This window comes from Bacteroides sp. An19 (assembly GCF_002160215.1).
In the GTDB taxonomy this organism is placed as follows: Bacteria; Bacteroidota; Bacteroidia; order Bacteroidales; family Bacteroidaceae; genus Phocaeicola; species Phocaeicola intestinalis.
Genome location: NZ_NFKD01000049.1, coordinates 13,171 through 34,276, shown reverse-complemented (window position 1 = coordinate 34,276; position 21,106 = coordinate 13,171). Strand labels below are relative to the sequence as shown.

The window sequence follows — 21,106 nt, the reverse complement described above, 5'->3', positions numbered from 1 at the left end:
GAGAAAGCGCGAAACCGCCGTATGCGGAACCGCTTGTACGGTGGTGTGGGAGGTCGGTAAATGTGAAAGTAGGAGGCAAATGCCTTTCTATGATTAGCATTTACCTCCTACCCGATTTATATTATATAATGTACGCGCGTACATTATATAATTAAGACCTTTCTAAAAAAGCATAGAAAAAATCTGAAGCCATCGCTATCAAATCCGGATTATTGTGTACATTTGCACTGTCTTTATACCAAGCCGAAATGAACAGAAACATCAAGACCCAAATAAATGTAAACGGACAACTGATGGACTTGTCGCATCCGCAAGTAATGGGTATTCTGAACGTAACACCCGATTCTTTCTTTGCCGGAAGCCGCAAGCAGAGTGAAACAGAGATAGCAGAGCGTGTGCGTCAAATCGTAGAAGAAGGAGGGAGCATGATTGATATCGGTGCATATTCTTCACGTCCGAATGCCGGAGACGTTCCTGCCGAAGAAGAAATGCGCCGTTTGCGTTATGGGCTTGCCGTTATCCGGCGTGAATGTCCCGAAGCGGTTGTTTCGGTAGATACTTTCCGTGCCGATGTGGCAAAGATGTGTGTGGAAGAATATGGTGCGGCTATTATCAATGATATTTCTGCAGGCGAGATGGATGCGAATATGTTTCCGGTGATTGCCCGCTTGGGAGTCCCTTATATTCTTATGCATATGCAGGGTACTCCGCAGACCATGCAGGCTTGCCCGCATTACGGCAATGTGGTGAAAGAGGTAATGTGTTATTTCTCTGAGAAAGTGCAACGTTTGCGCGACTTAGGAGCAAAAGATATTATCCTCGACCCGGGTTTCGGTTTCGGAAAGACGCTGGAGCATAACTATGCTTTGCTGGACCAGCTGGAAGAATTCAGCATTTTCGAACTTCCTTTGTTGGTAGGTGTATCGCGCAAGTCGATGATATATAAACTGTTGGGCGGAGGACCGGAAGATGCGTTAAACGGTACTACCGCCATTCATGCCCTTGCTTTGATGAAGGGAGCTTGTATTCTCCGTGTTCACGATGTAAAAGCTGCCGTTGAAGTTGTGAAAATTGTTTCTGCCATGCAACACCCCACTTTCATCACTCCATCTTAACCAGTTATTGCCATGCCTTTCAGTTTTACCATCCTAACCATTAAAGATGTCATTGACATCCTGCTTGTAGCTTTTTTGCTTTACAAGACTTACAAATTGATGAAGTCGTCAGGCTCTATCAATGTGTTTACCGGTATTCTGGTGTTTATCGTGATTTGGGTCATCGTGTCGCAAGTGTTACAGATGCGTCTGCTTGGTTCTATCTTTGATAAACTGGTCAGTGTGGGAGTGATTGCCATCATTGTTCTGTTTCAAGATGAAATTCGTCACTTCCTGCTTTCATTAGGTTCTCGTCACAGTACGAATAGTCTGCTCCGTTTTTTCAAAGGCAAGCAGAAAAGCGATGGAGGAAAGGAAGACATCATGCCCATTGTCATGGCGTGTCTTAATATGAGCAAAGGAAAGGTAGGTGCCCTTATTGTGATGGAACGTGACTTTCCGTTAGACGATATCGCCCGAACAGGTGATATCATCGATGCCAGTATCAATCAACGGCTGATAGAAAATATTTTCTTCAAGAATAGTCCTTTACACGACGGAGCTATGATTATCAGCCACAAACGTATTGAGGCTGCCGGTTGTATCCTGCCCGTATCGCATAATCTGAACATACCGAAAGAACTTGGGTTAAGACACCGTGCTGCTTTGGGTATCTCGCAGGAAACCGATGCCATGGCTATCATTGTGTCGGAAGAGACGGGAGGAATTTCCATCGCTTATCAAGGGGAGTTTCATTTGCGCCTCAGCGCAGAGGAACTGGAACGGATGCTTACGGAGGCAACAATGCAATGACGGGCGACCTAATCTCGTTCCTGCATTGGCGGAATGCGGAATTCATAAAAAAAGTGTCAGATGCATGTTGCGAAGATACACAACTTATGCATGTCTGACACGATGCTGTGGAGAAGATAATGGATTATCTTATTTAACGAGTTCTTTCGCTTCCAGCGGTTGGTCGGTGGTGAGGTAGTCCACTTTCAAGTCGATAAGTTTCTGCATATCGGCCGTTTCGTCCACCGTCCATGCGTTGACCTTCATGCCCAGGTCGTGCGCTTCCTTCACCCATTCGGGGTGCTTGTCGAATACCTTATAATAATAGTCAATGCCGGTCATGCCTTTCGCCTTGATGTCTTTGGGGGCGATGTCGCTTTTCAGGTAGGCGATTTCCGAACCCGGAGTCAGTTTGACCAGCTGTTCGCATACATGCATGCTGAATGAAATGTATTCCACTTGTTTTTCCATACCCATTTCTTTCACCATTTTGACGCAATCGGCAGAAATCCGATTTTCTTGTGCTTCTGTCTTATGAGGTTTTATTTCGAGGATGAGTTGGATGTCGGGCAATTGCTTGCCGGCTTTCAGGTAGTCTTCCAGCGTGGGAAGAGTTTCGCCGTTCTTCAGTTTCAGGTCTTTCAGTGTGGCATAGTCGGTTTCGGCAATCGTATAGCCTCCGATGGTGTCATCATGATTCACAACAACGATGCCGTCTTTGGTCAGTTGCACGTCGAATTCTGAACCGTATACTTGGGCTTCAGCGGCTTTCTTCAGTGCTGTGATAGAGTTTTGTGCAGAGCCTTCTGCCTTCCAGAATCCGCGGTGTGCGATGACTTGGGTCTGTGCTTGTGCCGCCAATGCGAAAAGTGCGCAGGCGCAAGCGAGGAAAAGTTTTCTTGTTTTCATGTTTGTTTTATGGTTTTTATTGTTAGGTGACTAGGTGTTAGGTGACTAGGTACTAGGTACCATTGTCACGACTATTTAAGCCTAGTCACCTGGTACCTGATACCTAGTCAACTCTTAAATCAGAATGCGTATCTCAAGCCTATCTGGAACTGGTACGGTGTACCGTTCAGGCTCGACACGCCGGTGTTCGGGTTCACGTTATATACAAACTGTTTGGTATCTTGGTCGAAGCTCTTGATAGAGTAGATGTTCTGCTTGCCCAAGGTGTGTCCGGCACCCCAGTCTTTGTTCAGCAGGTTTGCCACATTGAAGATGTCGACCGACAATTCCAGACTGTGTTTTTTGTAGAGATTGAACTTCTTGGTAAGACGCAAATCAAGTGTGCCGTAGAAACCGTTTACACCACCGTTGCGTTCAGCCACCTTGCCAAAGCTCTTACGGATATAGTCCTTGGTGCTTTGTTCTACTTCCGGATTGTTCAAGATGTCATTGATGCCGTCGCGCAAGTATTGTGGGGTGGCAGGGTCGTTCGGGTCGTAAATGTAAGCCAAATCATTCGAATCTACAAAGTCTCCGTTCAGGTTTCCGCTTACGGCAAGCGAATAACGTGTTCCGCCGATGCCCGAGAAGCGTGCGCCGATGCTGATGCCCCAGAAAGTGGGAGCTGTTCCGTAAACCACTACTTTGTGGCGGAACTGGTTGTTGGAGTAAGTCATTTTGCTCAAGTCGCGTGGGTCGTCTACCACCATTTGCGAGAGGGTTGCCGAGTTTGCCACGTTTCCGTTGTACGAGGTATTGTCTTTTGTATCGTTCCAGGTATAGCTTACCGAGAGCTGTCCATCCTTGAAGTATCTCCACGTTCCTTCTACCACGAAGGCGAACTGGTTGACTTTGCCTTCGCTCACCATTTCCAACACACGACCCACATTTTTGGTCTTACGGCTTTCTCTCCAGTCCACTTCACCATTGTCTTTAATGGTCTCTGCTGGCACATAAATGCCTCGGTTGCCTTCGGCTGCAAGGCGGAAGTAAGGCTGGTCTACCATGTTGCGGTCTACGTACATGTAGTTGTTCCGTCCCAAGGTCATATATCCGCCTACGGTTACTTTCAGGCGGTCGTTGAAGAAATGGGTGTACGAAAGGTTCGCCTTGTAGATGACCGGTACCTTGCAATCTGCTCCGTTTAGGTTAATGGTGGAGAGCTTTTCTATGTTCGGATTGTTGAACAGTTCTGTTCCCGGAGCCTTCGATGGATCTTGGCGATAGGCAGGGAAGTCGGGACGTAGCAGGTTAAGCAATTCATTATAGTTGGCGTTTCTCGGGTCAAGCGTTACATCGATAGATGCCGTGCGGGTTCCGTCGAACACCATGTTGTTAATCATCGCATAGTTGTTGATGTCCGAGGCAAAGATACCGCCGCCCAAACGGATGATGTCGCGGTGCTTGTCATTGATGTCCCAGGTGATTTGCACACGGGGCTGTACCTGGAAGGTCGAAAGTCCGTTGTCGGTGCGTAAGCCTAAGTCATCGTACACGGTCTGGTTGAATGTTCCTTTATTGAAATAGGTAGCGTTGTCCAAGCGGAGTCCGGCTATCAGCTCGAAACCGGGGAACAGCTTGGTCTGCAATTGCGCGTATGCACCGGCGTTCATGATGTTCTGTTTCACGCGGTCGTCTGCCGTAAGGTAGAGTTCGCGTACATAACGGGAAGGGGTAAGGCTTTCAAAAGCGTCCAGTCCGTTAAAGTAGAAGCGTCCGTTGGTCTCGCTTCCGTAGCGCGAATTCATGTGGGTGTACATCAGGTCTACACCGAAGGTATAATTGATTCGTTTTGTGTTGTAATAGAAGTTATCCACAACTTGCAACACATGGTTGTAGAAGTTTTCGGGGCAATAACGTTGGCCACCTAACTGGATGTTGGTCTGTACGTTGTCACCATTTACTACCGATGATACGTTTTGTACAATGGCACGCGGGATGTTGGCGGAAGGAAGTTCATCGCCCGGCATGGATTTCTCCAATGTATAAAGGTGTTGCACCTTCAATTCGTTCGTTCCGCGCGGACCTACTACCGAACGCAGCGTTGCCATGGCACTGTTGTTCAGCGAGTGTACATCGCCGTAAGTTTCATACAGGTTTATGGTGGTGTTGTCGCTCAGTCCCAGGTTGTTCATGTCGTTCACGAAGTTGTCGGTGAAGGTCAAGAGGTTGGTGGCGTTAATCTGCCAGTCTATACGGGCAAATACGGCATCGGTACTTTGCTTCTTATCGAAAGCTCCGAATTGCGGATTGTTTGACACGCCGTATTTGTCGCGTGCGATTTGCAGGAAGCGGTCGCGCGTCTCCAAGCTGAGGTTATAGCGTTGTTCGTCGGTAGCGTTTTGGATATCGGCGATATAGAGTGGGCGAGAGTCTGCCTGATGGTCCCACGTAATGAAGAAGTGGGCACGGTCTTTCACAATAGCTCCTCCCAGCGAGGCACCGAACTGGTAGGTGGAGAAGTCGTTGCTCCGCTTGTTGCCACGGATGTCATACGGGCTGGAGAGCCAGTTGGCACGTCCGTATACGAACGCACTACCGGTCAAGGTATTCGTACCCGACTTGGTTACAGTGCTTACCGTACCTCCTCCGGCACGTCCGTTAGTCACATCGTATTGGTTGGTCACTACCTTAAACTCACGGATAGCCTCCATGGAGATGGCGTAAGGCACTCCGTTACGGCTCGTCGTACTACCTCCCGAAGTCGGATTCTTTGCCGTCATACCATCGATGGTATAGTTGGTAGAAGAAGCCAACTGGCCCGAAAGGCTGGAGCCGGTGCTGAGCGGGGATAGGTCGACCAGCGAAGTAAAGTTACGTCCGTTTACCGGAAGTTTTTCCAAGTCTTGTTCGGTGACTGAAGTTGCCGAACCGGTAGTGGCAATGGTATTTTTCAATGAGTTGGCAACCACCTCCACGGCTTCCATGGTAATGGATTCTTCTTTCATCTGGAAATCGATACGCACCTGGTCGCCTTGGTTCAGCGTATATCCGCTTTTCGTCTGGTCACCATATCCGATGTAGGACACCTTAATTGTGTACGGACCTCCCAACGGAAGCTGCTTGATGGTATATTCACCATTCTCGTTCGTGATAGAGCCTGTGCTGAAGCCTGTTGACTCGTTTCTTACTTGCACAGTGGCACCGATGACTCCCAGATTGGTTTCGTCGGTCACAATGCCCGTAATAACGGCACGGTCATCTTGGGCAAACAAGTATCCCGGCATGATGAACAGGATACAGAGAAGCAATAACGCTTGCTTGATTTTTGTTGTCATAATCTTTAGTTAAGTGTTTGTTAAATTGATGCAACAAAAGTAAAGCAGGCGTATTACATCTCCATGACCGATGTGTAAAGAAACCGTGTGATTTGTGTTACGTGGATATTACATGGTGCGAAAAGAAATTTGCCAAAAGACACTCTCAAACGAACATAAGTGATAAGACCGACTTACTTATGTGGGATGACTGAGTTACTTATGTGAGATTGCCAATTCACTTATGTTCATCAAAAAGCATGCTTGAATGCTGTCTTTAAAGTATAAAAGCCAATACTCCTGCTTACGAAAACTGGCAGGAAAAGGTATTGGCTTCTGACTCCCTGAAATAACTCCCTCTCTAACTCCTTATTATAAAATATGGAATTCTATGGGATTGTTTATTTGCCGGATATTTCCATCGTATATATGCCCGATTCTAATTCTAAAGTTATATACCGGTTCTCTTTTTTGAAATCCGTATGTTCTTGAAGAAGGGCATTATTCATCTTGACTTCCTTGAAATTGGTGGCAGGCACGCGGACTGTGGCACTTGTATTGGCTGGGATGGAAAAAGTATATCTGACAGATTGGGATGTAATTTCCCAGCCACTTTCAATCCGTCCGTAAGTCGAATCGTAATATCCGTGGGCGTAGGTCATTCTTCCTGTAGGGTCAGGCGTAGGTTGTAGGAAGAAATGTTGGAATCCTGGATTGCCGGCATCAGGCTGTATGCCTAACGAATAGTTGTACATCCACGAACATACCGCTCCGAAAGAATAATGGTTGAACGAGTTCATCCGGTTGTTTTTGCCGAACCCATCAGTGTGCGTATACGAGTTGAGCCGTTCCCAAATGGTGGTAGCACCTTGCTCTACCGAATATAGCCACGACGGATAGGAGGTTTGTTGAAGCAGGCGGTAAGCTGTATCGCTATACCCACAATCGGAGAGTGCTTTACAAATCCATGCTGTCCCGATGAATCCGGTCATCAATGAATAAGGCGGGCACGTTATGCCTTCGTCTGTTTTATTTTTGCGTGCTATGGTGTTTTGCAGGCAGGCGGCAACTTTAGAGCGCATGCTGTCTGGGATGATTCCGAAAGCCAGAGGCAATACATACGAAGTCTGGGTATCTATTGGGCTTTCTTTGCAGGCAAAACGGGTACATCCTGTTTCCGGCTCAATATAGGTTTTATTGAAGAATTTTATGCGATCCGAGTGTAATTTGGCATAAAAAGCGTTGTCTTCTTTATGTCCCAATATGCCTGCCACTTGCTGCATAATGTTCAGGTCATAGATGAAATAAGCTTCCCAAAGCAGGGTATTGTCATTCCGATTATTTTCCGGTCCCAACCAATCACCTAAATTGCCCCACCAGCTTTCTCCCTGATCCAATATGCCGGTTTCTTTATTGATGCATTGGTCGAGGAGGTATTGCATATAATGCTTCATGGCAGGATAATGTTCTTCCAGCAAAGCTTTGTCTTGGTATTGCAGGTAACATTCCCAAGGGATGGTGATGCCGGCACTTCCCCATAGCATTCCGCCGAATCCGCCTCCTAGTGGGGCAATGTCGGCAAAACGCCCGTCCTGCCGTTGAACGTCACGCATGGCACAAAGATAACGGTGCAGGAATTGGGAAGCATCTGTCAGATAAGTAGCGGCACGCGAAAATACCGAAATGTCGCCTGCCCATCCTAACCGTTCATTACGTTGGGGGCAATCGGTAGGTATTGAAAGGAAGTTGGCATAAGTAGACCACGTAATGTTCTCCCACAACTTGTTTACTTTCGGATTGGAAGTCTTATAGTGGGAAGCCAGGTGGGCGACCGAACTGAGTATGGTGCTTTTGACAGCTTCCAACGGTAAAGGGCGGTCGATACCGGTTATCTCGATAAAGCGATAGCCATGGAAAGTAAAGCGTGGTGCAATGGTTTCATAACCTCCACGGGCAATGTATATATCTTGCGCCATAGCTGCACGTATATTTTCCAGCATAATCATGCCTTCGTGTTCTTTATAAGCAGGAAGAGATGGATATTTCACCTCGGCAAACCGCAGGCACACTCGTTGTCCGGGCTTGCATTCTGTCAGGGTGATGCGGGGGACGCCTGCCATGTTTTGTCCCATGTCGTAGACAAAGACTCCTGGGCGGACTTCTTCCACTGATTGTGCGGTCAGTTCCTTAACGGCCTTTACGGTAGGTCCGAATTGCCCGGTTAGATGATAATGGGAATAATCGTCTACCCGTGGAATGTTTTCTTCGCTTGTTGTACAGATGGTTCCATCTAAAGGGACTTCTTGGGCAGCATGCCATTTGGTATCGTCATACGAAGCTGTGCTCCATCCTTCTATATCACTTTCTCTCCGGGCGTCGTACACTTCTCCTTGGAAGAAGCTGCCGTATATCACAGGTCCATAGCTGAAAATCTTCCATGTGTCGGGACGGGTTACAATATGTTCCGTTTCTCCGTCTGCATAGGTGATGGTCAGTTTGGCAAGCAGGGATTGGCGGTCGCCGAAATAGTTCCAGTTTTCACCAGTAAAGGTACACCCTCCACTCCACCATCCTTCCGACAGAATGGCACCTGCGGCGTTTGCACCTTCCTGCAGATAAGAGGTTATGTCGAAAGTCTGATACAGATGAGTCTTGTTGTATTGAGTTGCTCCCGGATTGAAATAATCATTGCCAACACGTTTCCCGTTGATGTAGAAGTCGTAGATGCCGCGTGCGGTGACATACAAGCGTGCTTTGGCTATCTTTTTGTCTTGTGTATGAAATACGGTACGCAGCATGGGGGAAGCGTTCCGGCTGGGATTGGTCAGGTATGCACTGAGGTTGATGCCGTTCAGTGTTTCGGAAGAGGGAGGATACAAAGTGACCAGCAGATTGCTTGGATTTCTGAAATTCCTGATTTCTATCCGTGAGTCTGCAAGGAGTTTTCCTTGTTGCAGGCAGAATCCCACATCGCCCAATACAGGAAAGGCAATAAAGTCTCCTCCTTGTCCCAGCGGGTTCAGGTTGGTTTCCCCGATGCGATGTGTTTCATTGTCGAAAGCGAATTGTGTAAATCCTAGGTTGGAACTTAAGAAAAGCCTGTGTTCTTTGTACAGGTTGTGCTTATTGAATAGCGAAGCAGGGATATGGAACGTGTCCAACGGAACTTGTGGTTTATCTGTAGGACAAAAGCCAGCCCTGTACACCTTGACGATGGCTTGCCCTCCGCTTTGCACTGTACGGGCATCCAGTTCTATCTTGATATAAGATTGGTCCCTCTTGTTTGTCAGTCCGTACAGGTTCTTGTTCTTGTCCATCAGTCTTTCGTCGTTGGCTCCATAAAGGAAAGCCGTTTGAGTTGTCTGCCTGTCTAACCGGAACACATAGTTCAGACGGAATACAGGCAGGTAATGCGAATAGAGCACCATGTCCCCGTCTCCTCCGCCAATCCATCGGGCATCTTGCCATCGTTCGTCTGCATCGTTTTGTGCCATGATGCCGGTTTCGAACCAAGACGATGCCGAAAGATATTCTTCTTGCGTCCAGGCCTCCAGCTTCCATGTGTAACGGGTCTCCGGTTGGAGCACACTTCCATTGTACACGATGTTTAGCGACCGTCTGTCCGGTGTTTTCCCGGAATCCCATACACATAGTCCCGATTCATCATATACCTTTAAATGATAAGCGGTCTGTCGGATGCCATATTCATTATCATCAGCCGCTATTTGCCAGCTGAACCGTGGAGCAGGTACATCTATTCCGATTGGACATGTGGCATATTCTACTTTTAGGTTCTGCAATTTAGCGGCAGACAAACAGAATCCTTGTATCCAGCAGATAACTAATAATAAAAACGTGTTCTTGTTCATATCAATTGATGTATTGCATGGTTGTAGAAAAGTTCGATTGCGAAAATATAAATTTTATCGATAAGATTAACATATCAGTAATAAGAAACCGTTTTGAATTTCTCCAAAAAGTTTTTCTTGTCTTGATGTATTCGTTATCGTGTGTGCTTTGGGCGGTTTTGGGGCCATTTCCGCTTCTGTGATAAGGAAGATAGAGGGCTGTCTTCCTTATCACAGAAGCGGAAATGCCTTAAAAACTCATCCCCAATCAGCACACGATAAATTCAAAACTGTTTCTAAAAATACGGTGTCAGAGCAGCTTCAGATGCAGGTAACGGGAACAAAAGCCGAATGTCTAAATAAGAATTGGATGCTACCGAATATCCGTCTGGGAAATAATATGCCTGAGGATTGGCTTTTACCCGTTCTCCATAAGCTTTCATTACAGTTTCCGCTTGTCCGGAACGTACTAAATCGAGCCATCGCTTGTTTTCAAAAGCAAGTTCTACTCTTCTTTCTTTGAAAATGGCTTCACGGATTGCGTCTTGTCCGGTAACAGATGTATTTGCTAGTCCAGCTCGGTTTCTGACTCTATTCAGGTATGTTAAGGCTTCATCTGTCTTATTTTGTTCATTAAGTGCTTCTGCCAAAAATAAAAGAACTTCGGAATAGCGATATACAGGCCAATTATCGTCTGTATTATTGGTTAAGGCATGTGGGTGGCAATACTTTTTTATATAAGGATATTGTTTCCCTGATGCCGTTAACATTCCTATTGAAGCATCTTTACGCTCATCCCCAGTCTCATAAGCATTTATAATATCTGGTGTCGGGATATTATATCCTTCAACAATATACGAATTTTCTTCGATACCAGTTATTGCAGAAACTTCTTCGGCTGTAATGGGTTGCACTAAAAAAACATAAAAGAAATTGCTGGCATAACCTTCATTTCCTTGTTTGAACTGTACTTCAAAGACAGATTCTATACCATTTTTATTGGCAGGTTCGAATGCATCGGCATAATTTTCATACAAGTCGTATCCGTTGACCTCTTTTAAAACGCGTTCTGCTTCACTCCAGTTCTGTAGGTTGATATATACATTTCCTAAAAGTGTATTAGCTGCTCCGGATGTAGCCCGTCCAGGGTCTTGATGTGACTTGTCTGGGAGTAGGTTGGCAGCAGTTTCAGCATCTTGAATGATCTGAGCATAGATGGTTTCTGTATCGGACAAGGGCAAAGCGGTTTCCTCTTCTGTTTGTACAGGGGTCAAATGCAGAGGCACCGATCCGAAGTATTGAACTAAATCAAAATAGGCTAAGGCACGCAAAAAATAGGCTTGTCCTTTGATGTTGTTTTTTACGGATTCATCGAATTCTACATTATCTATAAAGGCTAAAATATAGTTGATGTTAGAAATCATGCTGTAATTGGTTACATATTTATGTAATGGTACGCTGTTGTTTGCATCGTCAAGGAAATCTTTGACGAATTCAGCAGAAATGGTTCCTCTGTCTGTCGGGTTATATACATAGGTCGTATTATCGGAACGTAGTTCTCCCATGGCCCACGCACCATTACTTCCACTGTATAATGTCCGTAAAAACGAATAACATCCGTTTATAGCTTGTTCGAAATCATTTTGTGATTGATAATAAACTTCAGAACTTAATGATGTATCTGAAGGTATATCGAGAAAATTGTCACAACTGGTAAAAGCACAAGCTAGCAATATGGTGTAAAATGAATGTTTAATTTTCATATCGTTAAATTATTTAAAATGATACATTCAGTCCGATTGTAAATGTTCTTGGAATAGGATAAGTGGAAAAATCAATCCCCTGCAATAGTGCATTGGGAGAATTCCCGTCAAAATCAACTCCTACTTCAGGATTTGCATATTTGTATTTGGTTAAGACCAAAGGTTGCTGTATGCTGGCGTATAATCTCAAGTTTTGTACGTATTTGATAAGGCGCGCAGGAAAGGTATAGCCAAACGTGATATTTTTGATGGTAAAATGGCTGCCATCACAAATAAACCGGGAATGCAAAATGTCTCTTTCACGTCCTGTCCCGCTTGTCGTTTTACCATATTTCCCAGCCCCTGGGTTTTCGGGTGAACGCCATCTGTCTTTTACTTCTTTCAGTACATTGAAATTACCATCAAGGTTGGTCGTCCCTTGTTCGCTTACTGCCACTATTTTGTTTCCATACGAACCGGCACATACTATGGACAGGTCAAAATTCTTATATGAGAAAGTATTGGTCAGTCCATAAGTGAATTTTGGGAATGGATTTCCCAATTCGGTCTTATCGCCTCCCATGTCATCATACGTAATGGTTCCATCATTGTTCACGTCTTTAAATTTGATAGTTCCTACTTCAGAGTCTACAGCTTTCGGAGAATTATCATAATCAGCTTGATTTACATAGACGCCTTCTTGAACCATACCGTAGAATTGTCCTATTCTGCCACCTACTTTAGTAATAGTCTGTACAATGCCGGTTTGAGCCAGCATGTAATCGCTCATGCCCGACAGAGCAAGAACCCGGTTATCGCTGAATGCAATATTGAAATTAGTATCCCATTTGAAAGCGCCAACCAGGTTGTGTGAATTGATGCTGAATTCATGTCCCCAGAATTTTATTTTACCCACATTGCCTGTAATGGTTTGGAAACCTGATTCACGGGGTACGGACATGGAATAAAGTAGATTGTCTGTTATTTTCTTATAATAATCATAAGTAAATGTAATCCGGTTGTTTAAGAACGAAAGGTCTACACCCAAATCCAGTTCTCTGGTTTTTTCCCATCCTAAGTTTGGATTTCCAAGATTGGTGACTTGGCTTCCGTTTACAACTGTATTGCCGAAAACGCCTCCTTGCGTGATATCGATGGTGTTGTATTGTGTGTAGTTTCCGATATTATGATTCCCGATAACACCGTAACTGCCACGTAACTTGAATAAAGATAACCATGTCAAATTTTTCATAAAAGGTTCTTCGTTTACCAACCATCCGATGGAACCGGCGGGGAAATTACCCCAACGGTTGTTTATACCGAATCGTGAGGAACCGTCTCGTCGGATACTGAACCCTAACAAATAACGCCCTTTAAAATCGTAATTGATTCTTCCAAGGTAAGACATCATACTCCATTCTTGGATATCCATGGTTGGATTGTTTTTAACCAAAGCGGCATCTATGGTTTGGATACGGTCATCTGCATAATTGCTTCCGGTTACAACCCCTAACTGACTGTGGTATTTTTGTACGGTAAATCCTACCAGTGCATCCAAATGATGGTCGCCCCAATCAACCGAATAGCTGGCTGTAGTTTCTGACAAATAAGAATAATAGTTGCTGTCTTCTTCTCTTAGATTAGCATTTAAAGCACTGGGCTCTACGTTAAAAGCACGTCCTGCTGTAGAAGGTTGGAAGTAGTGACGGTTTTCATATCCTAAATCGGTGCTGATGCTTGTTTTTAAGAAAAGGTTTTTAATTGGTTCAAATTCGATATAGGCACTGGCAAGCAACCTGAGTGTTTTATATTCATTGGAAGTATCTTGAATAGAACGCACCCAGTTGGGCATTGGATTCATTGTAACTCCTTCGGTGGTTACAGATACTGGCATATTACCGTTTTCGTCCATGTAAGGTAAGATAGGAGGCGTCAGGTTGGCGTTTGCCAGCAAACCTCCTCCCCCGAAAAAGGAACCGTCACTTAGAGGGCGATTTTCAAAACTATATGTGGGTGCAACATTCAGGGCTGCTTTTAGTCTTGGATTGATTTGATAAAGAGAATTGGCACGCAATGAAATCCGTCGGTAATCGGAATTCAAGACCACACCATCTTGATTGAAATATCCTACGACAATGGAGTTTTTTAACTTTTCTGAACCCGATTGGATAGAAACATTATAGTCTTGTATTAATGCATTGCGTAACATGGTATCGTACCAACTGTATCCTTTTTCGTATTGCGACGGATTTTGGAATGCTGTAGGGACGGGTTCCCCTAGGTCTTCGTAGTGTTCTTTGCGGAATTGTGCCCATTCTGTCCCGTTCATCATGTCCGGCCTTCCTTTTTCAGGTACAACTTGTACTCCCCAATATCCGTTGAAGCTGACATTGGTCTTTCCGGTTTTAGCTGTTTTGGTTGTAATAAGTACAACACCGAAAGCGGCACGTGAACCATAAAGTGCTGTAGCTGCAGCATCTTTCAATACGGTCATAGACTCTATTTCATTGGGATTCAGATTGTTTATATTCCCGACAATAGGGAATCCGTCTACGACGTATAACGGACTGGAATCGGTAGACAAGGAGGCTGCACCACGGATTCGGATGTTCATGCCTTGTCCTGGAGTACCTGTCCCTTGATTGATTTGTACGCCGCTGATTTGTCCTTGAAGCTTTTGTGCGAATTGTGCTCCTGGAATATCTCCTAATTTATCAAAATCTACCGTTTCTAAAGAACCGGTAACGTTGCGTTTGGTTTGAGTCCCATAAGCTAATACGACCACTTCGTCCAACGCCCGTGTATCATCTTTCATAATGATGTTTAAATCTTGCCCCTCTTTTGCATGAATGTTTTGTGACATATATCCGATATAAGATACGTGCAAGACTGCATCTGCCGAAGCCTCAAGTGTGAATTGTCCATCCATATCGGTGATGGTACCTATGGATTGGCCTTCTACGGTAATGTTGGCACCGATAATGGGATCACCGTTGGCATCTTTCACTACACCTTTGATGAGGCTTTTCTTGTTTGATGGGATATCTTTTTGTGAGGCAGGGAGAATGATAATCAGATTTTCTGATACTCGGTAGAATAACCCTCTTTGGGCAAGCTCGCGTGTCAAGACTTCCTTCAGCTCTTCGCTTTGGGACGACAGGGTGACGTTTGATTTGCCTTTCAGGTCAGCGTCACGGTACGAGAAGCGGTACGGGGTCTGTTTTTCGATAGTGTTCAACAGTTCTTTCACCGGCGCGTCTTTCAGGTTCAGGCTGACTTTGCCGGTCTGGGCGGATGCCCCAATAAAAGTTAACATACATAAAGATAACGCAAGATAACGGGAGATACCGTGTTTTTCGTTACCTTTGTCCGCAGAAACGGACAGATTCTTTTGTTTTTTCATGATATTATGGATTATTGGTTCATTAATGCAAACTATGCTGCAACATAGTTTTGTGGACTGATTTCCGCCTCCGGACGATTTGCCGATTGTCCGGAGGTTCTTGTTTTTGCTGGCATTGTTATGTTTTCATGTGTGCTTGTGTTTTTGAGGTTAATAAATCCGGTAATTATTTCATATCGATATGAATCGTGTCTTGGGTACGGGTATAGCCGAAACCGTAATGCTGTTTCAGTACGCCGAGGACATTCTCCAGCGTGGCTTCCTTGAAGGTACCCGTATAGGCATCGTTGGCAAAGAGCGTGTCCGAAGTCCGGATAATGACACCGAACTTGCGCTCCAGCGAGCGGAACACTTCTCGCAGCGGGGCGTGGCGGAACGTCAATGTGTCTTTCGTCCATGCCGTTTCCGCCCGGTTCGAAGTGGTTTCCAAGATCAGCTGGCCCGTATGCTTGTTATAGGTTATCTTTTCATTGGGACGTGCGTGCAGGCTTTTGTAGGGTGGGCGGACCGTATTCACCCGTACGCTTCCTTTTACCAGAGCCATTTCCAGGAAGTCTTTGTCCTCGTAAGCGTAGACGTTGAAAGATGTGCCCAGTACGGTGATGTTGATAAAGCCTGTCTGTACGACGAATTGTTTGCTCTCGTCGCGCTTTACGTTGAAATAGCCTTCACCCGAAAGCTCTACACAGCGGTTTTCCCGTCCGAAATCTTGTTGGTAAGTAAGCGAAGAATGGGTGTTCAGCTTTACTTTGGTCCCGTCGGGTAGGGTGACCGAAGAAGGCGATTCGCCGGAACGGATAACAACATTGCGTGAAGTGAGTTGTTGTAATTCGTGATGTTGCGTGTAGAGCAATGCCGACATGCCGATACTGAGCACGAGCAAAAGGCATGCGGCGATTTGAACCCAATGTGTCCGCAGGCGGATGTATAAGGGAACACGTATCTTCCGTTCCAGGTTCTGATAGAGCCGGACTTTTTTCGCTTCGGGCAAAGGAGATTCATCGGCATAGAAGTCCCAGTGCCGCGCCATGAAATCTTTCATCTCTTCATCTGTCGAGCGGTTGACGGCGGCTTTTAGCCGAGCAAATTCTTCTTTTGAGATATGTCCGGCATGGTATTTCCGTAATAAATCCTCTATGTCGTAATTGGGTTTGTTCATGAGCCTGTTTTTCCTTTGTTTGTAAGTAATATCCGCGAACAAAGGATTTATAACATGCTGATTTGTATGTTATAAAGCAGGATTTGTTGCTTTTTTATAGGTTTAACAGGAAGATGCTTAACAAAAAGGCATGGTTTTGGAGTTCGGCACGCATGGTTTTAAGTGCCGCTGAAAGCTGGTTGCGCACTACTTGTTCACTGATGGAAAGCTTTTTAGCGATGTCAGCTACGGGAATGTCTTGCTCTTTGTTCCATTCGAAAATCTCTCGCTGGCGGGGAGATAGTTTCTGCTTGGCTCGTGCCAAGGCTGTACAGAAGCTTTCGAAATCGATGTCATCAATGATATATTCTTCTGATACGCTTGCTTCGTTCTGGTATTTCAGGTATTCTTCCATCGAGGGATGGTTCAGTTGCCTGCGTAGTTCTTTCAGGAGCAGGTGGTAGGAGATGGTGAACAGGTACGACTTGAAAGAGCAAAGAGGGTCCAGCCGTTCGCGTCCGGTCCAGATGCGTAAGAAAGTTTCCTGTACGATATCATCGGTTACGGCTTCCGACTTGACATAGTGGAAGACGAAATGGTATAGTTTGGAAACCCATTGCTCATAGAGTCGCCGATAGGCGGTGACCGAGCCGGATTTCAGTTCTTTTATCAAGTCTTTTTCGTCCATCTTGTCTGTTGGTGCCAAATATTGTTTATCGTATTGGGCAAAGATACGATTTAAATGGGAATACTAGCATGAAAGGGCTGATAATTTTATAGGGGTGGAAAGTGGATGAATATACACTGTCGGTGTTACTTCTTTTGCCAGTGTCACGCTGGATTGCAAATCCGTTTCTTCAATTACGCCAGATTGTACATCCGGCATGTCAAGCACTTTTCTCTCCGCTATATAGCTGCATCGTTTGTAAGATTATTAATCTTACAGCTTGAAGATTAATAATCTTCCGGCGTGAAGATTAATAATCTTACAAACAACGCAGCCATGTGCACGAATTAATGCTGCGAGAAGTATAAAAGCTATTCTATCATGTAATGTTTTCTATTAATCGGGTATATTGCAAGCTTCAAATGCTTGTGCCAGATCTTCCAACAGGTCATCAATATGCTCAGTACCGATGGAAAGCCGGATGGTAGCTGGCGTGATGTGTTGCGTTTTCAGCTCTTCAGGCGAAAGCTGCGAATGGGTGGTAGTGGCAGGATGAATCACCAGGCTTTTCACATCCGCTACATTTGCCAAAAGTGAAAAGATTTTCAGTGAATCGATGAAACGCCATGCTTCATTTTGTCCGCCTTTTATCTCGAAAGTAAAGATACTTCCACCACCTTGTGGAAAATAGCGAAGATACAGTGCATGGTTGGGATGTGAAGGTAGGGAAGGGTGATTGACTTTTGCCACCATGGGGTGTGTTGCAAGGTATTTTACTACTTTTAGGGCATTGGTCACATGACGCTCTACGCGCAGTGACAAGGTTTCAAGTCCCTGCAACAACAGGAAAGCATTGAAAGGTGAGATGGTTGCTCCCGTATCTCGGAGCAGGACAGCCCGAATGCGGGTGACAAATGCTGCTTCTTTTGCCACATCGGTAAAAATGTTTCCGTGATAGTTCGGGTCGGGAAGAGTCATTGTAGGAAAGCGGTTCGGATAGGCTTTCCAGTCGAAACGTCCGCTGTCTACAATGATTCCGCCCAGCGAAGTACCATGGCCACCGATAAACTTGGTAGCGGAGTGAACCACTATGTCTGCTCCATGCTCGATGGGACGGATAAGAAAAGGAGTACCAAAGGTATTATCTACAATCAAAGGTATTCCGTGACGGTGTGCTACTTCTGCCACAGCTTCTATGTGGGTAATATCCGAATGAGGATTGCCGAATGTTTCTGCATACACCGCTTTTGTTTCGGGACGAATGGCAGCTTCCAGCGCATGCAGGTCGTTGATGCGGATAATGGTATGTGTAATTCCCTGTTCTGCAAGCGTGTGTGTAATCAGGTTGTACGAGCCTCCATAGAGGTTATCGGCTGCTACCAAATGGTCGCCTGCATGTAAAATGTTCTGCAAGGCGTAAGTTACTGCTGCAGCTCCAGAGGCTACAGCCAAAGCTGCCACTCCTCCTTCAAGGGTAGCCATGCGTTCTTCCAATACTCGCTGGGTGTCGTTGGTGAGACGTCCGTAGATATTTCCGGCATCGCGCAAAGCGAAGCGGTCTGCAGCATGTCGGCAATCGTGGAACACATACGAAGCGGTCTGGTAAATGGGAACGGCACGTGCACCAGTTGTGGGATCGGGCAATTCTTGTCCGGCATGCAATTGCAACGTTTCGAAATGAAGTTTAGTCTTGTCCATTGTTTTTTTATAAAGATTATTGAGAAACTGTTTTGAATTTCTTCTAAATATTTTTCTGCAAAATAAGTAATTCTGGAAATAACAATCAATGTTTGCCCTTTATTTGGAAAATCTATCTATATTTGTATCCTAAAATAGAATAACTGCACAATGTAATATTCCAAAAGGGATATAAAACAGAATAGAATTCTTTTATGGAAACATTAGATAAAATAGATTTGCAGATTCTTCGTGTTTTGCAAGAAAATGCCCGGCTTACGACTAAAGAACTTGCCGCACGGGTCAGCCTGTCATCTACTCCAGTGTTCGAACGTCTGAAGCGGCTGGAAGCAAATGGATACATTAAGAAATATATGGCGATAGTAGATGCTGAAAAACTTCACCAGGGGTTTATTGTTTTTTGTAAAGTGAAGATGACTCGTCTTAACCGTGACATTGCCCAAGATTTCAGTCGCATTGTGCAAGGGATTCCAGAAGTGACCGAATGTTACAACATTTCCGGAAGCTATGATTATTTGCTAAAAATCCATGCCAAGGATATGAAACATTATCAAGCATTCATACTCAATGTCTTAGGTACTATTGAACATCTAAGTTCACTGGAAAGTGTCTTTGTGATGGATGAGTTGAAACATACATACGGTATTCATTTTTAAAAATAGGGGAAAGGCTGTTTTTTAATGGAGAGTTGCAAAAATCCGTCATGAGTCAAAAAACGAAACCGTTTCTAAGAAACTCTAATTTTTACAAATGAATATTGCAAACAGCCAATACATCTCCCTAAAAATGAATATAGACTTTATCGGCAAATGCAGTACTACTGCATTTTTTATGCGGTCAGATTGGTAAATTGCGGACATTTAATTTGTATGCAAAATTAAGAGCCTGTTTAAATTTTCCAATAAAGTAATATTCTATCAGGTTCTTTTTCGTTTGTTTCCGGTCTGTTTTCCCGATTTTATTCGTCAGATAGCCCGCTATCCTCCTCATAAAATCAGAAAAACATCCTCGAAAACAATTCGCAAAATTAACCTGAGCAAAATTTAAACAGGCTCTTAATGATATTTATCAGAAACGTAGATTTTATACAAACTGATTTTCAACATCTACTTATTTTTATATACCATAACATGAGTAATACATTAGCCCCTTTTGCACGTCCGCTTTACATTATGTTAAAAGCTGGAGGTGCTTTATGTAATCTGAGATGCGATTATTGCTACTATTTGGAAAAGCAAAACTTATATCCTCAAAAAAATGTTTCTATTATGAGCGATGAATTGCTGGAAAAATTCATTAAAGAATATATCCAGTCGCAAACCACGTCTCAGATACTATTTACTTGGCATGGTGGAGAACCTTTGATGCGTCCATTGAGTTTTTATCGGAAAGCTTTGGAGTTGCAACGTAAATATGCACAGGGTCGCATAATAGACAATTGTATTCAAACCAATGGCACGTTATTAAATGATGAATGGTGTCGTTTTTTTCACGAGAACGGCTGGCTGGTAGGCGTTTCGATTGACGGTCCTCAAAAATTTCACGATGCTTATCGGAAAACACGAGGGGGAAATCCTTCTTTTTCCAAAGTAATGAACGGCATTCATTTACTGAATAAACGGGGTGTAGAATGGAATGCTATGGCTGTCGTAAACAACCTCAATGGAGATTATCCATTGGAATTTTATCATTTCTTCAAGCAGATAGGATGCCATTATATTCAATTTGCTCCTGTTGTAGAACGTATCACACATCATAGTGACGGACGTTATTTGGCTTCTGTGGATAAGACTGGCAAAGAAAATTTGGCAGCTTTTTCCGTATCGCCTCTGCAATGGGGAAACTTCCTTTGTGCCATTTTCGATGAATGGGTGCAAAATGATGTAGGAAAGTACTTCATTCAGTTATTTGATGCGACCCTTGCTAATTGGGTGGGAACCAGTCCGGGAGTATGCACACTGGCTCCGATATGTGGACATGCGGGAGTAATGGAATTTAACGGTGATGTCTATTCGTGCGACCATTTTGTTTTCCCACAATACAAATTGGGAAACATTCGTGAAAAGACGCTTGTAGAAATGATGTATGGAGAACAACAACGGCAATTTGGCTTGGCTAAACGTTCAAGCCTGCCACATCAATGCAAGGAATGTCCTTATCTTTTCGCCTGTAACGGAGAATGTCCCAAAAACCGTTTTTGCTTGACTTCGGACGGAGAATATGGATTGAATTATCTTTGTCCCGGATTTTACAAATATTTTGCCCACGTGGCACCTTATATGGACTTTATGGCACGTGAATTGACAGCACAACGTCCTCCTGCCAATATAATGGAAATCCTTCGAACCAAGCCTTCGATATTCTGATTACTGGTTAATTTTGGAGGAGTGTCAGTTTGACACCTCTCCAAAAAACAGTAAGAAGCTGTTTTGAATTTATCGTGCGATGATTTGGGATGAGTTTTTGAGGCATTTTCGCTTCTGTGATGAGGAAGATAGCGGGCTATCTGACGAAGAACA

General features: G+C 44.5%; 12 protein-coding genes. 4 read left to right on the top strand and 8 right to left on the bottom strand.

Translation table 11 applies throughout. The features are described from left to right. The first annotated feature begins 248 nt into the window (after positions 1–248). Both folP and cdaA read left to right on the top strand, forming a co-directional pair. A complete protein-coding gene (gene folP / locus B5F25_RS15515; RefSeq protein ID WP_087250573.1) occupies positions 249–1,115 on the top strand; it encodes a dihydropteroate synthase in 867 nt (288 codons plus the stop codon). A 12-nt stretch (positions 1,116–1,127) separates the two neighbouring features. Continuing rightward, the gene (cdaA, locus tag B5F25_RS15510; protein ID WP_022040031.1) at positions 1,128–1,907 is read left to right on the top strand and encodes a diadenylate cyclase CdaA; all 780 of its coding nucleotides are present in this window, start codon (positions 1,128–1,130) and stop codon (positions 1,905–1,907) included. 129 nt (positions 1,908–2,036) lie between these two features. Here the strand turns inward: cdaA and B5F25_RS15505 are convergent, their stop codons facing one another. From B5F25_RS15505 to B5F25_RS15465, 8 genes are all read right to left on the bottom strand, one after another. Next, positions 2,037–2,795 carry a glycerophosphodiester phosphodiesterase family protein gene (locus B5F25_RS15505; protein ID WP_087210787.1) on the bottom strand — a complete coding sequence of 253 codons (759 nt, stop codon included), beginning with the start codon at positions 2,793–2,795 and terminating at the stop codon, positions 2,037–2,039. Between the two features lie 119 nt (positions 2,796–2,914). After that, positions 2,915–6,112, bottom strand: a complete 3,198-nt coding sequence (locus tag B5F25_RS15500) for a carboxypeptidase regulatory-like domain-containing protein (protein WP_087250569.1) — start codon at positions 6,110–6,112, stop codon at positions 2,915–2,917. Between the two features lie 380 nt (positions 6,113–6,492). Next, entirely contained in the window at positions 6,493–9,960 is a 3,468-nt protein-coding gene (locus tag B5F25_RS15495; RefSeq protein ID WP_087250568.1) for a glycoside hydrolase family 78 protein, read from the bottom strand. A 275-nt stretch (positions 9,961–10,235) separates the two neighbouring features. Continuing rightward, complete coding sequence (locus tag B5F25_RS15485; RefSeq protein ID WP_087250564.1) at positions 10,236–11,702, bottom strand: RagB/SusD family nutrient uptake outer membrane protein; 1,467 nt, start codon at positions 11,700–11,702, stop codon at positions 10,236–10,238. A gap of 13 nt (positions 11,703–11,715) precedes the next feature. After that, a complete protein-coding gene (locus B5F25_RS15480) occupies positions 11,716–15,084 on the bottom strand; it encodes a TonB-dependent receptor (RefSeq protein WP_087250562.1) in 3,369 nt (1,122 codons plus the stop codon). 166 nt (positions 15,085–15,250) lie between these two features. Continuing rightward, positions 15,251–16,243: a FecR domain-containing protein gene (locus tag B5F25_RS15475; RefSeq protein WP_087250560.1), complete on the bottom strand. Its 993-nt coding sequence runs from the start codon at positions 16,241–16,243 to the stop codon at positions 15,251–15,253. A gap of 94 nt (positions 16,244–16,337) precedes the next feature. Continuing rightward, the gene (locus tag B5F25_RS15470) at positions 16,338–16,928 is read right to left on the bottom strand and encodes a sigma-70 family RNA polymerase sigma factor (protein ID WP_241148267.1); all 591 of its coding nucleotides are present in this window, start codon (positions 16,926–16,928) and stop codon (positions 16,338–16,340) included. Between the two features lie 357 nt (positions 16,929–17,285). Next, on the bottom strand, positions 17,286–18,587 hold the full coding sequence (locus tag B5F25_RS15465) for an O-acetylhomoserine aminocarboxypropyltransferase/cysteine synthase family protein (protein ID WP_087250556.1): 1,302 nt from the start codon (positions 18,585–18,587) through the stop codon (positions 17,286–17,288). A 194-nt stretch (positions 18,588–18,781) separates the two neighbouring features. On the opposite strand from B5F25_RS15465, the gene B5F25_RS15460 reads away from it, so the two are divergent. Both B5F25_RS15460 and B5F25_RS15455 read left to right on the top strand, forming a co-directional pair. Then, positions 18,782–19,243, top strand: a complete 462-nt coding sequence (locus B5F25_RS15460; RefSeq protein ID WP_022040231.1) for an Lrp/AsnC family transcriptional regulator — start codon at positions 18,782–18,784, stop codon at positions 19,241–19,243. 474 nt (positions 19,244–19,717) lie between these two features. Beyond that, entirely contained in the window at positions 19,718–20,953 is a 1,236-nt protein-coding gene (locus B5F25_RS15455; RefSeq protein WP_087210781.1) for an anaerobic sulfatase-maturation protein, read from the top strand. Positions 20,954–21,106: the final 153 nt, after the last annotated feature.